Source organism: Micromonospora sp. NPDC005237 (assembly GCF_040607775.1).
Lineage (GTDB): Bacteria > Actinomycetota > Actinomycetes > Mycobacteriales > Micromonosporaceae > Micromonospora.
This window is the reverse complement of the sequence record NZ_JBEXHJ010000005.1, coordinates 445340-460425: the sequence shown is the minus strand read 5'-3', so window position 1 is coordinate 460425 and position 15086 is coordinate 445340. Positions and strand designations below refer to the sequence as shown.

Here is a 15086-nt window from a genome sequence, read left to right as displayed (position 1 = left end):
GGGGCGCGGTGACCGGTCGCCAGCTCCCGGGAGGGCGGACGATGCGACGGTGGCTTCCAGCGCTGGCGCTGGTCGGCATCACGACGATGCTGCTGGCCGGCTGCGGTCCGGCACGAGGCGCGGACGGTGACCTCACCGACGACTGGCCGGCACTGCGGGTTCCAAGACCGTTCACCCCCGCCACCGACACCTGCCTGCCCCGGATCACCTCCGTCGTGCAGGCCAGCACGTACGAGACTGTCGACTGCGCCCGCAGCCACCTCGCCGAGGCGATCCACGTCGGCACGTTCACCGGTACGGCCGCGCAGGCCGGCACCCGGCCGGGCCCGGGCTCGACCGCGCTGCGCGCGGCCCGCTCGGAGTGCGACCAGCGGGCCCGGGAGGTGCTCGGCGGCGACTGGCACACGGCCCGGCTCACCCTGACGCTCTCGCTGCCCAGCGGCCCAGCCTGGACCGGCGGCGCACGCTGGTTCCGCTGCGACCTCAGCGAGACCGACAGCATCGACAACACCCGGCCGGTGAACCGCGTCGGCAGCCTGCGCGGCGCGTTGATCGGCGACACCCCGCTGACCCACGGCTGCTTCGACCCCAAGCTGATCGGCGACAACCTCAACTACATGGCCCCGGTGCTCTGCACCGAGCCGCACCGCGCCGAGTTCGTCGGCGTCTACGAGGAACGGGACATGAGCTGGGCCGAGTTCACCCGCGCGGGCGAGCAGGCGCACGGGCGCTGCATGGCGTTGATCGCCACGTACGCGGCCGTGCCGAACAACAGCGACCTGCCGTACCGGGCCGGGTCCATCTACTACCCACCGTCGCAGCGGGAATGGGAGGAGGGCGACCGTGGAGTGCGCTGTTTCCTGTGGAGCGACGACCGCAAACTCACCCGTTCGATGCGCGGCGCCGGCCCCGAGGGACTGCCCGCGATCTGAGTCGCGGTGCCGTATGCTGCTGCGCCGTGGCGCTACCGGCCGGCTGGGGGCCATCCGGAGGTCACCAGCGGCGGGAGGTCGACGATGCGACGGTGGTTGACGGCGATTGCCGGGGGCGCGGTGGTGGCCCTGGCGCTCACCGGCTGTGGCGCACCCGCCGGAGTCGACCGTGACCTCATCGACGACTGGCCGGCGCCCGTGGTGGCGCAGCAGTTCGTCCCCGCCGCCGGCGTCTGCCACCACTCCTCCCAGCAGGTCGGCTTCCTCAGCGGCTACAACCCCATGGAATGCGCCGAGTCGCACCGGGTGGAGACCCTGCACGTCGGCACGCTCACCGGCCCCGGCACCGAACGCGGCACACCTCCGCCGCCCGGCTCGGTGGGCATGCGGGCCGCGCAGGCCGGCTGCGAGACGGAGGTCAACAAGGCCGTCGGCGCCGACTGGCGCTCCGGGCGCCTCGGGCTCGCCGTCGTGCTGCCCTCGCCGGCCGCCTGGGCCGGCGGGGCCCGCTGGTACCGCTGTGACGTCACCGAGATCGCCAGCATCGACGACACCGCAGTCGACCTGCGCACCGGCAGCCTGCGGGGTGCCCTGACCGGCGCGTCGCCGCTGGCGTACCGCTGCTTCAACCCCAAGCTGGACAAGGACAAGATCGAGGAGATGGTGGCGGTGTCCTGCACCGCCAAGCACCACGCCGAGTTCGTCGGGATCTGGCAGGCCCCGGACATCAGCTACGCGGAGTTCAACCGCACCACCAAGCGCACCCACCGGGCGTGCCAGTCGGTGACGGCCAAGTACGCCAAGGTGCCCGACAACTCGCAGCTCGACTTCCGCGCCGGAACGATCTACTACCAGCCGTACGAGCAGGAGTGGCGCAACGGCAACCGCGGCGTGCAGTGCTTCCTCTGGATCAGCGACCGGGACCTGACCCGCTCGCTGAAGAACGCCGGCACCAAGGGCCTCCCGGTCACCTGACCCCGGCCGGCACGACCGCACCCGGCCGGCTCGGCCGGGTGCGGTGTCGCGTTCAGCCCTCACGCAGGACGGCTGTCAGCCCTTGCGCAGGACGGCGAGGAACATCGCGTCGGTGCCGTGGCGGTGCGGCCAGAGCTGCACGGTGGGGCCGTCGCCCAGGCCGGGCATGCCGGCCGGCAGCAGCGGTCGGGCGTCGACGAAGTCCACCGACACGCCGCTGCGGCGAGCCGCCTCGGTGACCGTCACGTGCGTCTCCACGGTGTGCGGCGAGCAGGTGACGTAGGCGACCAGCCCGCCCGGTCGGACCGCCCGCAGCGCCGCGCCCAGCAACTCCCGCTGCAGGCGGGTCAACGGCGGCAGGTCGGAGGGCTGGCGGCGCCAGCGCGACTCGGGCCGGCGACGCAGCGAGCCCAGCCCGGTGCACGGGGCGTCCACCAGCACCCGGTCGAAGTGGCCCTCCGGCAGCTTCGGGTCCGCGCCGACCTCACGACCGTCGGTGGCCACCACGGTCACCGGCAGACCTCGGGTCGCCTGGGACACCAGCCGAGCCCGGTGCTCGGCCACCTCCACGGCGGTCAGGTGGGCGCCGCGCTGCGCGGCCAACGCGCCGAGCAGGCCGGCCTTGCCGCCCGGACCGGCGCACAGGTCCAGCCAGCGCCCGTCCGGGCCGTCGAGCGGCGCGTCGGCGAGCGCGGCGGCCACGAGTTGGGAGCCCTCGTCCTGGACGTGGGCGCGACCGTCGACCACCGCCGGCACGTCGCCCGGGGCGCCGCCGGGAAGGTAGACGGCGTACGGCGAGAAGGCGCCGGGCGCGCCGCCGACCTGGTCGGCCAGCTCGATCGGGTCGATCAGGCCGGGACGGGCGCACAGGTGCACCGGGGGACGCTCATTGTCCTCGATCAGGAGCCGGGCGGTCTCGCCCAGGTCGCCGTCGAGCGCCTCGGAGAAGGCCCGCACGATCCACTGCGGGTGGCTGTACGCCAGCGCCAGGTGCCCGACCGGGTCGGTCTCGATCGGCGGGGCGAGCTTGGCCACCCACCCGTCGATGTCGCGGGTGGACACCTCGCGCAGCACCGCGTTGGCGAACCCGGCGGCGCCCGGCGCGACCGAGCGGACCAGGTCCACGGTCGACGACACGGCGGCGTGCGGGGGCACCCGGGTGTGCAGCAGCTGGTACGCCCCGATCCTCAGCGCGTCGCGCGCCGGCGGGTCGATGCGGGCCACGTCCCGCCCGGACGCGTCGCTGAGGATCGCGTCGAGCGTGCCGAGGTGGCGCAGGGTGCCGTAGGTCAGCTCGGTGGCGAACGCGGCGTCGCGGCCGTACAGCCCCTCCTCGCGCAGGATGGTGGGCAGCACCAGGTTGGCGAAGGCGTCGTCGCGGTGCACGGCGGCCACCGCCTCGTACGCCACGCGTCGTGGCCGGTCCAGTGGCGGCCGGGTCGGCCGGCGGTCGCCGCCGCGGCCGGCGGACGAACCGCCTCGGAACGGACGCGTCCCCTCCGGGGCCGTCACGCGAGACCCTCGCCGGCGCTGACGCGGACGCCGCGCGCCCAGTCGGTGGCCGCCATGGCGCGCTTGCCCGCGGCGCGGACCTCGCCGAGGCGCACCGGCACGGTGGCCGTGCCGGCCAGCACCCGGTTCTTCTCCACCAGCAACTCCCCCGGTTTCAGGTCCGGGCCGTCGGCCACCGGTGCGACCGGGCCGAGCTTCACCCGCTCGTCCCGGAAGGTCGTCCACGGGCCCGGGGCCGGCGTGCAGGCGCGGATCCGCCGGTCCACCGCGAAGGCCGGGTCACCCCAGCGCACCCGGGCGTCCTCCACGGTCAGCTTCGGCGCCAGCGACACCCCGTCGGCGGGCTGCGGCTCGGCCCGCGCGGTGCCGTCGGCGATCGCGTCGAGCACCGCCACCAGCAGCCCGGCGCCGGAGTCGGCGAGCCGCTCCAGCAGGTCGCCGGAGGTGTCGCCGGGGCGGATCTCGTCGGTCAGGGTGCCGAAGACGGGGCCGGTGTCCAGGCCCTGCTCCAGTTGGAAGACGCTGGCCCCGGTCAGCTCGTCGCCGTGCAGCACGGCATGCTGCACGGGCGCGGCGCCCCGCCAGGCGGGCAGCAGCGAGAAGTGCAGGTTGATCCAGCCGTACCGGGGGATCTCCAGGGCGGCCGGCGGAACCAGCGCGCCGTAGGCGACCACCGGCACGCAGTCCGGGGACAGCTCGCGGAGCCGGTCGAGGAACTCCGGGTCGCGGGGGCGGGCCGGCGTCAGCACCTCGACGCCGTGCTCGTCGGCCCACGCGCCGACCGGGGAGCGGGACAGGCCACGACCCCGCCCGGCGGGCGCGTCGGGCCGGGTGACCACGGCGACCAGCTCGTGCCGGGAGGCCGCGACGGCGGCCAGGGCGGGCACGGCCACCGCCGGCGTACCGGCGAAGATCACACGCATCCGGGTCACCGACCCAGACCGAAGGGGTCGCTGATGTGCGGGCTGAGCTTGACCGTGGGCGGGGCCGCCGCGTCGTACCACTCGGCCTGGCGGATCGCCTTCATGGCTTCCTTGCGCCCCTCCGGGTCCAGTCGGTCCAGGAAGAGCACCCCGTCGAGGTGGTCGGTCTCGTGCTGCACGCAGCGCGCCATCAGGCCGGTGCCGACGATCTGCATCGGGTCGCCGAACGAGCTGAAGCCCTTGGCGATGACGTTCTGCCGGCGCTTGGTGTCGAAGTAGAGCCCGGGGATGGACAGGCAGCCCTCGGGGCCGTCCTGCTCCTCCTCGTCGGGGAACTCCAGCACCGGGTTGACCAGGTGCCCGAGCACGTCGTCGACGTCGAAGGCGAACACCCGCAGGCTGACACCGAGCTGCGGCGCGGCCAGGCCGGCGCCGTTCTGCTCACGCATCGTGTCGGTGAGGTCGGCGACGAGCCGCCGTAGCTCGGCGTCGAAGTCGACCACCGGATCGGCCGGCGTGCGCAGCACCGGATCCCCAAAAAGACGGATGGGCTGGACGGTCACGCGGGACGGCTCCTTCATCAGGCGGGCGAGCGGTGCCGTACCAGTCTACGGAGTGCTCCCGAGCGCCCCGGCCGGCGTACCTCGATCGGCCACCGCCGGTGTGCCCAGCGTCACCGGCAGGCTCTCGTAGCCGCGCAGGGTCAGGCGGGTCCGGTGCCGAGGCTGCCCCGCCAGGGCCAGCTCGGGCAGACGGCGCAGCAGCATCGGGAACGCCAGCTGCGCCTCCAGCCGGGCCAGGCCGGCGCCGAGGCAGTAGTGCGGGCCGGCGCCGAAGGACAGCGGGTGCGCCTGCTCGCGGGTCGGATCGAAGCGCCCCGGGTCGGGGAACCGGCGCGGGTCGCGGTTGGCCGCGCCGAGCAGCAGCAGCGCCGTACTGCCGGCCGGCAGGTCGAGCCCGCCGCAGCGCACCGGCGCGGTGCTCGTCCGGGTGGTCAGCTGCACCGGGGAGTCGTAGCGCAACAGCTCCTCGACGTACGCCGGGGCGAGCCCGGGGTCGGCGCGCAGCGCCGAGGCGGCCTCGGGGTGGCGCAGCAGCACCACCAGGCCGTTGCCGAGCAGGTTGGTGGTGGTCTCGAAGCCGGCGACCAGCAGCACGACCAGGTTGGCCAGCAGTTCGTCGCCGGCGAGCCGGGCGCCGTCGGCGTCGTGCACCTGGACCAGCGCGGTGGTCAGATCATCGGCCGGTGCCCGGCGTCGGGCGACGATCAGCTCGACGAAGTAGTCGCGCAGCTCGGCGGCGCCCGCGTCGGCGACGGCCAGCTCCTCGGTGGTGATCTCCGGCTCCAGCACCCCGGTCAGGTCGCCGGCCCAGCGGCGGAACAGCGGCCGGTCCTGCGCCGGCACGCCGAGCAGCGCGCAGATCACCCCGACCGGCAGCGGGTACGCGAAGTCGGCCAGCAGGTCGATCGGCTCGCCGTCAAAGGCGCGGGCAATCATCGCGTCGAGCAGTTCCTCGGCCTGGGCGCGCGCCACGTCGCGCATCCCGGCGATCCGACGCGGGCTGAACGCGCCGGCGGCGAGTCGGCGCATACGGCTGTGATCGGGCGGGTTGGTACGCAGCATGGACCGGGCGATCGACGTGATCGCCGGGCTCTGCCGCCAGTTCGGCCAGACCTGGTCCCGCAGCGCGTCGTCGAGCACCCCGAGCCGAGGGTCGCGCAGCAGCTCGTCGACCTCCGGGTAGCCGGTCACCACGTACATGCCGGGCAACGCCTGCACCACCGGGCCGTGCGAGCGCAGCCGTTCGTACGTCGGGTACGGATCGACGCGTCCCTGCGGCGACATGAGCAGCGTGAGCGCCTCGGCAGCATCCATGGCTGGCCTCCCCCGTCGATGCGTCGGAGGCTCCATCATCCCGGTGCCGCCGGCAGCCGGCATTCCCCGCCCGGCACGCGCGTCAGCCCGGGGCGGTTGCCGCCCGGCTCAGCAGGGCGCGGACCCGCTCGCCGTCGGGGTGACCGAGGTCGTCGAGGATGCCCAGGGCACGCCGCCAGGTACGCGCCGCGCCGGCCGGGTCCCCCGCCGCGCGCCGGCTCTCGACGAGCCGGGCGAGGGTGTCCGCCTCGTCGTAGCGGTCGCTGATCCGCCGGTACAGCCGCAGCGCCCGCCCGTAACAGCGGATCGCCTCCCGGTGGTCGCCCAGCCGCGCGTGGATGAAGCCGAGGCTGTCCCAGGTGTTCGCCTCACCGTGCCGGTCGCCGGTCCGGCGCAGCAGCGCCAACGCCTGCTCGCAGTGGGCGAGCGCCGGGCGGTACTGGCCGAGCTGGGCGTGCGCCCAACCCACCGCGTTGCGGGCGCTGGCCTCCCCGGCCAGATGGCCGGCGTCCCGGTACAGCGCGAGAGCCCGCCGCACGTGGTCCAGCGCCTCGGCGTACCGGCCGAGGCCGTCGAGCATCGCGCCGAACGCCCGGTGGGTACGCGCCTGCCCGGTGTGGTCACCCAGCGCCCCGAAGAGCGCCAGGGCCTGCCGGTAGTTGCTCGCCGCCTCGTCCACCCGGCCCAGCCGGGACAGCACCCGGGCGAGGTCGCGGTGGGCGTTCGCCTGCCCGAGTCGGTCCCCCGCCCGCCGCGCCCCGGCCAGGGCGGTCCGCTGGGCGACGGCCAGATCCGGCCACCGCCCCCGGCGTTGTAGAAAGTCCACAAGCGTCCACGCGAGCTGCCAGGCGTGACCGTCGAAACCGGCACGTTTCCCGTGCGCGACCGCCGCCAGCAGCACCGGGTATTCGATGGTGAACCAGTCGAGCGCCTGCGCGTGGTCGGTGATCTCCTCGGGCGCCACACCCGGTGGGGCCGCCGCCAGTGCGACCGGATCGCGCCCCGGCTGCAGCAGCAGCGCGGCCGCGTGCGCGGTGTGCAGGTAGTGGTCCAGTCCGCGCCGGATCGCGGCCCGCCGTGCCTCGGCCGGCTCGAGTCGGTCGGCCTGCTCGGCGGCGTACGCCCGGAGCAGGTCGTGCGCGCCGAACCGGCCGGGGGCGTGCTCGCTGACCAGATGGGCGTGGGCCAGCTCCGCCAACAGTCGGGGCACCTGCTCCCGGGGCAGCCCCGCCAGGCTGGCCGCCGCGGCGACCCCGATGTCCGGGCCGGGGTGACAACCGAACAGCCGGAACAGCCGTGCCGCCGCGGGCGTGAGGCTCCGGTACGACCAGGAGAAGACGGCCTGCACGTCGGTGCCGGCGTCGCCACCGTCGAAGGAGTCCAGCGGGCGCGGCGCCGCGCGCAACTCGGCGGCGAGGGTGGCCAGGGAGAAGGCGGGATTCGCCGCACTCCGCGCGGCGAGCACCGCCAGGGCCAGCGGCAGCCGCGCACATCGCTCGATTATCTCGTCCACTGCCTGCGGCTCGACCGCCAACCGGTCGGCGCCGAGCCGCCGGGCCAACAGCTGCCAGGCCTCGGCGGCGCTGAGCAGCTCGACGCCGACCGGCCGGGCGCCCTCGGTGGCGACCAGGCCGGCCAGCCGGTTGCGGCTGGTGACCAGGACCAGGCAGGTCGGGCTGCCGACCAGCAGCGGGCGAACCTGATCGGCATCGCGGGCGTTGTCCAGCAGCACCAGCATCCGGCGACCGGCGAGCAGGCTGCGGTAGAGCCCCACCTGCGCGGGCAGGTGGGTGGGGATCCGTTCGGGCGGCACCTCAAGGGCCTCCAGGAAACCCCGTACCGCCTCGACGGTCGTCACCACCGTTCCCGTGGAGTCGAATCCGCGCAGGTCGACGTAGAGCTGGCCGTCCGGGAAGCGGTCGGCGACCCGGTGCGCCCAGTACACCGCCAGCGTCGTCTTGCCCACCCCGGCCGTGCCGGACAGCGTCACCACGGTGGCCGGCGCCCGGCCGCCGTCGCCGGAGGTGTCCGGGCCAGCACAGGCGACATCGAGCTGGGCGAGCTGGGCGGTACGTCCGACGAATCCGGGCAGCGCCGGGGGCAGTTGGCGGGGCACGGGGAAGCGGGTCGGGGCCGGGGCGGCCCGGGTGCCGCCGCTGCGGGCCCGTACGGCCCCGGCGCCCGCCCGGCCGGTGGCCGCGTGGTCCCGCGTCGGACGTCGACGTCGCTCCTCGATCCGGTCCCGCGCGGTGGCCAGCACTCCCTGCTCGGTGGGGGTCGCCCCGAGCAGCCGGATGAGCGCGTCGAACCGCTCCGGCGGGGGCAGGATGTGGCCGGCGAAGTACTCCCCGATGATCCCACGCGACCAGCCGGTCTTCGCCGCCAACTGCCGGTACGTCAGCCGCGTCTCCCCCTGCTGCCGGGCTTCGCGGCGGCGCAGCTGGCGCAACAGGCCGGCCAGCTCTGACAGGGTCTGCGCCTCGACACCGCCGCGGGCCACGTCGAACGCCGCGGGCGGCCCCTGCGGTGCTCGACGAACGCCGGACGGTACCCGTTGGTCGGACATGCGGCCCCCACCCCCTACCGGTCACCCGGCCGCCCCGGGTGCCGACACGGGCAGGCTAGTTGCGGTCACACACCGCTAGATAGGAGGCGGCCGATGTCTGACAGTTCCACATCGGACCGCTGCCCCGTCCGGCGGTGTCCGACGGTGTCCAGTCCCGTCCAGGATCGCCGTGCTGAACCGACGTCTCGTGCCACCGTCCCTGGTGCGGGTTCGGCCCGCGCCACGAAACCCTGGGGAAGGGGCACCAGATGATCCGTCCACACCCGACCGTTCGACGGTCCACGACGATGCTGCGTCGCATCGCCGTCAGGTCTGGGCGACCGGCACGAACACCGCCATCGACGACACCAACACCGCGACGGCGTGTACGGGCTACGTCCCCACCGGGCGGGTGTGTGCCTGGCGGATGTACTACGAGGACATCTTCTCCGGCATGGCCGGCGTCGGCGCCTCGGGCGTGGTCCTGGGCTGACGCCTCGCGGCGAACCGTCGGTCGACCCGACGGCCGGGCCGGCGCGCACCCCGCGCGCCGGTCCGGTTCCGCGCTGGGCTCAGGCGCCGACGCCCCGGTCCGCGGCGAGCACGGCGTCGCCGCCGAGCAGCGCCGGCTCGGGCAGCGGCAACTGGATCTTGTGGGCCGCCTCCCAGTCGTAGACCAGGCCGGGGCGCACGTGCGCGGCGAAGTAGTCCACGGCGCTCATCCCGCCCACCACCGGCTCGTCGACCTCGGCGACCAGCTGGGCGGGGACCAGGGAGAAACCGTTCTGGACGGCGGCGCTGAGCCGACGGTGACCGTCGACGACGAAGAAGTACTCGCCGGTGAAGCCGATGTTCAGCGGCTCCAGGGACTCGTCGCCGGCCTCGGCCACGTCGCCGACGAACTCGCTGTCCCAGAGCCCGCGCAGGGTCGCGATGTCCTCGGTCGGGTAGATCCGCGCCGGGTCGAGCAGCAGCAGCGGCGGGCCGTCGCGCAGCACGTCGGCGCCGAGCGTGCCCTCGTACGCGGCGATGATGTGCTCGACCACCTCGGCGGCGGAGGCCCGGGTCGTGTCGCAAATCAGATCATAGTTGCGCAACCGTGCCTTGTCCACCCCGTAGCGGACGATGAACCGGCTGCGCTCGCTCTCGCTGCGCTCGCGGAGCTTGGCCTTCGCCTCCTCCAGCGAGGCGTAGCTCTCCGCCGGGCCGGACGGGCGGGCCAGCACCCGACGGGCCGCCTCCCCCGGCTCGGTGATCATGTGCACCTTGAGCGCGTCGGTGAAGAAGTGCCAGGCCAGCCGCGAGTCCATGATCAGATGCTCGCCGGAGGCGGCGATGTCGCGCTGGAGCTGATCGACGTAACCGTCGACGGCCTGGTCCAGCTCGGCGTGCAGATTGAGTTGCAGGGCGGTCATCTGCCGCTGCTGCGCCATCTCCCGGTAGAGGTCGCCCACGCTGACCCGGCGCATGCCGAGCCGCTTGGCGATCTCCACCGACACGGTGCTCTTGCCGCTGCCGAGGTCGCCGTTGAAGACGATCGATTGTCGAACGGTCACGACTGGTCCACCCCTGATAACCGGCTTCCTGACATCATCGACATCGCGTCCGACCGGCGCGTTCCCGGCCCGCCCGCCTTCGGGCGGTGCCGTGACCTGGGGCCGTCGTACGACCGAGCATGACGGGCGATGCTACCACCTCGGCGCCAGCGCTTTGCCGGACGCGGTGTGCGGGCGCCACCCGTCAGGCCGGCTTCCGCCCGCCGGCCGCGCCCCCCGGGAAAGCGGCCGCGCCCTGGGGAAACGGTCAGAACAGGCTCAGCGGATCGACCTGGAGACGAACCGGATCGGCGGCCTTGCGGGCGGTGCGCACCCCGGCGGCCGAGTGCAGGGCCTCGGCGAGCGCGGCGGCCCGCGCCCGGGGCACCCGGACCAGCATCCGCTCGCGCCCCTCGTCGGCCGGCACCGGCCCGAGCACCTCGGCGTCGCCGGGCAGCCGGGCCGCGGCGAGCAGGTCGGCCACCGCCTCGGCCGGGCCGGTGACGCTGGCCATCCGCACCGCCGGCGGGAAACCCAGCTCGCGGCGCTCGGCCAGTTCCCGGCCGGCGAACCAGGCGGCGTCCCAGCGCAGCAGCGCCTGCACCGGGGCGAGCGCGCCGTCGGCGACCACCACCACCCGGCCGGCCGGCGCCGGGCGGGCCAGGGCCGTCGCGGCCAGCCACCGGCGCAGCGCCTCCTCGCCGGCACGCAGGTCGGCCCGGGTCAGCAGGGCCCACGAGTCGAGCAGCAGCACCGCGCCGTAGCCGCCTTCGGCGACCGGCTCGGCGCCGGGGGTGGCGACCACCAGCGCCGCACCGCCGGGCACGTCGGTCAGCACCTCCTCCCGTCCCGAGGTCCGCACCGGCACGTCGGGAAAGGCCCGACCCAGCTCCTCGGCGGTACGTCGGGCACCGGTCACCGCGGCACGCAGCCGCCGCCCGCCGCACTGGGGGCAGGCATACGCGGCGGCGACCCGGGCGCACCACCGGCAGGCAGGGGTGCCGCCGGCAGACGGCAGCGCGAGCGGGCCGGCGCAGTGCGCACAGCGCGCCGGGGTACGACAGTCGGCGCAGGAGACCGAGGGCAGGTAGCCCCGCCGGGGCACCTGCACGAGCACCGGCAGGTCCGCCCGCAGGGCGTCACGGGCGGCCGTCCAGGCGAGGCTGGGCAGCCGCGCGGTGGCCGCACCGGGATCACGGGCGAGCTGTGGGTCGTCACCGGTCGGCGCGATGGCCGGGATACGCGCCCGCACGGTGGCCCGGTCGGCGACCACCTCCCGGGCCCAGCCGGTCTCCAGCAGCAGTTGTGCCTCGGCCGTACGGGCGTACCCGCCGACCAGCGCGCCGGCCTCGCCGAGCTGCGCCCGGGTGAGCAGCACGTCGCGGGCGTGCGGATAGGGCGCCCGGGGTTCGGAGTGCAGGTCGTCCCCGTCGTCCCAGACGGCGACGAGACCGAGCCGGGGCACCGGGGCGAACATCGCGGCCCGGGTCCCGATGACCACCGGCACCTGCCCGCGCCGGGCGGCGAGGAACGCCCGGTAGCGCCGGGCCGGCCCGAGGGCGGCGGAGAGGCTGACGTGCCGCCCCGGGCCCAGCACGCCGGTCAGCGCGGCGTCGAGGCGGTCGAGGTCACGGGCGTCGGGCACCACGACAACGGCGCCCCGCCCACCGGCGACGGTGGCGGCCACCGCGTCGGCGTAGCGGGCGGCCCAGTCCTCGCCGGGCAGCGCGGACCAGACCGCGCGGGGCGCCCGGCCGTCGGTGAGCGCCCGCAGCAGCGCCGGCCCGGTCGGGTAGTCCCGCCACCCTCTCGGGTCGACGGCCTCCCCCGGCCCGACGGCCTCCCCCGGCACGACGGCGGCAACCGCGTCGCCGGCAGCGCCGGATTCGGGGGTCGGGGTGGGCTGTTCGTCGTGGGGTTCCTTCTCGACCCGGGCGTGCCGGGGTGGCACGGCGAGCCGGAGCACGTCGGCCAGGTTGCCCGCGTACCGGTCGGCGACCGCCCGGGCCAACCGGGCGATCTCGGGGGCCAGCACCGGCTCGGGCGAGACGACCTTCTCCAGGTAGGCGAGCCGGCCGGTGTGCCCGGAGTCGTCCGCCCGGGCCAGCAGCCAGCCGTCGACCAACTGCCCCGCGAAGCGCACCTTCACCCGGGTGCCGGGCACCGCCACGTCGTCGAGTTCGGCCGGCACCAGGTAGTCGAACGGCCGGTCCAGGTGCGCCAGCGCGACGTCCACGCAGACGCGCGCGACCGGCGACCCGTCCGCGGGTCGCCGGTCGCTACGCCTGGTGGCGGTCAGGCTCCCGCGGCCGACTTGAGGTCGGCGGCCCGGTCGGTGCTCTCCCACGACAGGTCCGGCAACTCCCGGCCGAAGTGGCCGTACGCGGCGGTCTGCTGGTAGATCGGGCGGAGCAGGTTGAGGTCCCGGATGATCGCGGCCGGGCGCAGGTCGAACACCTCGGAGACGGCCTTCTCGATCGAGGCCACCGGCACGGTCTCGGTGCCGAACGTCTCGATGAACAGGCTCACCGGGTGCGCCTTGCCGATGGCGTAGGCGACCTGCGCCTCGCACCGCTCGGCCAGGCCGGCGGCGACCACGTTCTTGGCCACCCAGCGCATCGCGTACGCGGCCGAGCGGTCCACCTTGGACGGGTCCTTGCCGGAGAACGCGCCGCCGCCGTGCCGGGCGTACCCGCCGTAGGTGTCGACGATGATCTTGCGGCCGGTCAGGCCGGCGTCACCCATCGGGCCGCCGATCTCGAACCGGCCGGTCGGGTTGACCAGCAGCCGGTAGCCGTCGGTGTCCAGACCGAGGCTCTCCAGCTCGGGCGCGATGACGGAGTCGCGCACGTCGGGGGTGAGCAGCGACTCCAGCGAGATGTCCGCGGCGTGCTGGCTGGACACCACAACGGTGTTCAGGCGGACCGGGCGCAGCCCCTCGTACTCGATGGTGACCTGGGTCTTGCCGTCCGGGCGCAGGTACGGGATGGTCCCGTCCTTGCGCACCGCGGCGAGCCGGCGGGCCAGCCGGTGGGCCAGGGCGATGGGCAGCGGCATCAGCTCGGGGGTCTCCGAACAGGCGAAGCCGAACATCATGCCCTGGTCGCCGGCGCCCTGGGCGTCCAGCGCGCTCTCCGAGGCACCGGTGCGCAGCTCGAAGGCGTTGTCCACGCCCTGCGCGATGTCCTCGGACTGCGCGCCGATCGAGACGCTGACCCCGCAGGACGCGCCGTCGAAACCCTTCTTCGACGAGTCGTAGCCGATGTCGAGGATGGTGCGCCGGACGATGGTGGGGATGTCGGCGTACGCCTTCGTGGTGACCTCACCGGCGATGTGGACCTGGCCGGTGGTGATCATGGTCTCGACCGCGACCCGGCTGTGCGGGTCCTCGGCGAGCAGCGCATCGAGGATGCCGTCGCTGATCTGGTCGGCGATCTTGTCCGGGTGGCCTTCCGTGACCGATTCGGACGTGAAGAGGCGGCGTGTCACGGCACTCCTAAGCGTGTGAGGTCGTTCCGCGGCAGTCTAGTCACCGCTGCGGCCGGTGTCGGGGTCGGTCGCGCGCTGTTCCACCCGTCAGGAGCGGTTGGCCAGCCGCGCCACGACGAGGTCCCACACGGTGTCGGCCACGGCCTCCTTGGCCTGCTCCGGCAGACGGCTCACCGAGCCGTCCGCGCCGATGACCGTCACCGTGTTGGTGTCGGCGCCGAAGACCCGGTCCGGACCGACCTCGTTGACCACGATCAGGTCGGCCCGCTTCCGGGCGAGTTTCGCCCGGCCGTTGGCCTCCGCGTCGCCGGTCTCGGCGGCGAACACCACCAGCACCTGCTCCGGTCGCTTGCGCTGGCCGAGCTCCGCCGCGATGTCCGGGTTCGTGACGAGCTCGATGGTGGGAGCGACGCCGTCGTCCGACTTCTTGATTTTGCCAGGCGCGTACGTCGCCGGTCGGAAATCGGCCGGAGCCGCCGCCATCACGACCGCGTCGGCCTCGGCGGCGGCCGTGAGGGTCGCCTCGCGCAGCTCGGCGGTCGTGCCGACGCGGACCAGGTCGACCCCGGCGGGGTCAGCGAGGGAGACGTTGGCCGCGATCAGCGTGACCCGCGCGCCCCGGGCGACCGCCGACCGGGCGAAGGCGTAGCCCTGCTTGCCGGAGGAGCGGTTGCCGAGGAAACGGACCGGGTCCAGCGGCTCGCGGGTGCCGCCGGCGGTGACCACCACCCGGCGGCCGGCCAGGTCGGCGGGGGCGGACACGCCCCGAGCGAGGACCTGGCGGGCGACCGCGAAGATCTCCGCCGGGTCGGGTAGCCGGCCCTTGCCGGTGTCGACGCCGGTGAGCCGCCCGACGGCCGGCTCGATGACCCGCACGCCCCGGGCCCGCAGCGTGGCGACGTTGGCGACGGTGGCCGGATGCTCCCACATCTCGGTGTGCATGGCCGGAGCCAGCACGACCGGGCAGCGGGCGGTCAGCAGCGTGTTGGTCAGCAGGTCGTCGGCGAGCCCGTGGGCGGCCTTGGCCAGCAGGTCGGTGGTGGTCGGCGCGACCACCACCAGGTCGGCCTGCTTGCCGAGGCGGACGTGCGGCACCTCGTGCACGTCGGACCAGACGTCGTCGGCGACCGGTTGACCGGAGAGCGCCGCCCAGGTCGGAGCCCCGACGAACTTCAGCGCCGACGCGGTCGGCACGACCCGGACCCGATGGCCCGACTCGGTGAAGAGTCGCAGCAGCTCACACGCCTTGTAGGCGGCGATGCCGCCGCCGACCCCGAGGACGATCGAGGCGGACATCG

The 15086-nt window shown here is 74.7% G+C and carries 10 protein-coding genes and 1 pseudogene; 2 read left to right on the top strand and 9 right to left on the bottom strand.

Translation table 11 applies throughout. From position 1 onward, the window contains the following. The first annotated feature begins 41 nt into the window (after positions 1–41). Positions 42–932 (top strand): septum formation family protein, encoded by an 891-nt coding sequence (locus ABZT87_RS16975; protein ID WP_355136418.1) that lies wholly within the window; start codon positions 42–44, stop codon positions 930–932. An 84-nt stretch (positions 933–1016) separates the two neighbouring features. Beyond that, positions 1017–1907, top strand: a complete 891-nt coding sequence (locus ABZT87_RS16970; RefSeq protein ID WP_355136416.1) for a septum formation family protein — start codon at positions 1017–1019, stop codon at positions 1905–1907. 75 nt (positions 1908–1982) lie between these two features. Here the strand turns inward: ABZT87_RS16970 and ABZT87_RS16965 are convergent. The 9 genes and pseudogenes from ABZT87_RS16965 to coaBC form a co-directional block, all read right to left on the bottom strand. Then, a pseudogene (locus ABZT87_RS16965) lies at positions 1983–3356 on the bottom strand (transcription antitermination factor NusB); the annotation flags it as partial. A 59-nt stretch (positions 3357–3415) separates the two neighbouring features. Continuing rightward, positions 3416–4342 carry a methionyl-tRNA formyltransferase gene (fmt, locus tag ABZT87_RS16960; RefSeq protein ID WP_355136414.1) on the bottom strand — a complete coding sequence of 309 codons (927 nt, stop codon included), beginning with the start codon at positions 4340–4342 and terminating at the stop codon, positions 3416–3418. A 5-nt stretch (positions 4343–4347) separates the two neighbouring features. Beyond that, complete coding sequence (def, locus tag ABZT87_RS16955) at positions 4348–4905, bottom strand: peptide deformylase (protein WP_354857793.1); 558 nt, start codon at positions 4903–4905, stop codon at positions 4348–4350. A 45-nt stretch (positions 4906–4950) separates the two neighbouring features. Further along, positions 4951–6219: a cytochrome P450 gene (locus tag ABZT87_RS16950; protein WP_355136412.1), complete on the bottom strand. Its 1269-nt coding sequence runs from the start codon at positions 6217–6219 to the stop codon at positions 4951–4953. A gap of 82 nt (positions 6220–6301) precedes the next feature. Next, on the bottom strand, positions 6302–8785 hold the full coding sequence (locus ABZT87_RS16945) for a tetratricopeptide repeat protein (RefSeq protein WP_355136410.1): 2484 nt from the start codon (positions 8783–8785) through the stop codon (positions 6302–6304). A gap of 551 nt (positions 8786–9336) precedes the next feature. Further along, complete coding sequence (locus tag ABZT87_RS16940) at positions 9337–10320, bottom strand: AAA family ATPase (protein ID WP_355136408.1); 984 nt, start codon at positions 10318–10320, stop codon at positions 9337–9339. A gap of 247 nt (positions 10321–10567) precedes the next feature. Continuing rightward, positions 10568–12535: a primosomal protein N' gene (locus ABZT87_RS16935; RefSeq protein ID WP_355136406.1), complete on the bottom strand. Its 1968-nt coding sequence runs from the start codon at positions 12533–12535 to the stop codon at positions 10568–10570. A 59-nt stretch (positions 12536–12594) separates the two neighbouring features. After that, the gene (metK, locus tag ABZT87_RS16930) at positions 12595–13788 is read right to left on the bottom strand and encodes a methionine adenosyltransferase (protein WP_354862956.1); all 1194 of its coding nucleotides are present in this window, start codon (positions 13786–13788) and stop codon (positions 12595–12597) included. Positions 13789–13875: 87 nt separating this feature from the next. Then, positions 13876–15084: a bifunctional phosphopantothenoylcysteine decarboxylase/phosphopantothenate--cysteine ligase CoaBC gene (gene coaBC, locus ABZT87_RS16925; RefSeq protein WP_355136404.1), complete on the bottom strand. Its 1209-nt coding sequence runs from the start codon at positions 15082–15084 to the stop codon at positions 13876–13878. Between the last annotated feature and the right edge of the window lie 2 nt (positions 15085–15086).

Bases quoted from the DNA above. Each gene is read 5' to 3' on its own strand.
- ABZT87_RS16975 (WP_355136418.1), top strand. From the start codon at position 42: ATGCGACGGTGGCTTCCAGCGCTGGCGCTGGTCGGCATCACGACGATG.
- ABZT87_RS16970 (WP_355136416.1), top strand. From the start codon at position 1,017: ATGCGACGGTGGTTGACGGCGATTGCCGGGGGCGCGGTGGTGGCCCTG.
- fmt (WP_355136414.1), bottom strand. From the start codon at position 4,342: ATGCGTGTGATCTTCGCCGGTACGCCGGCGGTGGCCGTGCCCGCCCTG.
- ABZT87_RS16950 (WP_355136412.1), bottom strand. From the start codon at position 6,219: ATGGATGCTGCCGAGGCGCTCACGCTGCTCATGTCGCCGCAGGGACGC.
- ABZT87_RS16945 (WP_355136410.1), bottom strand. From the start codon at position 8,785: ATGTCCGACCAACGGGTACCGTCCGGCGTTCGTCGAGCACCGCAGGGG.
- coaBC (WP_355136404.1), bottom strand. From the start codon at position 15,084: ATGTCCGCCTCGATCGTCCTCGGGGTCGGCGGCGGCATCGCCGCCTAC.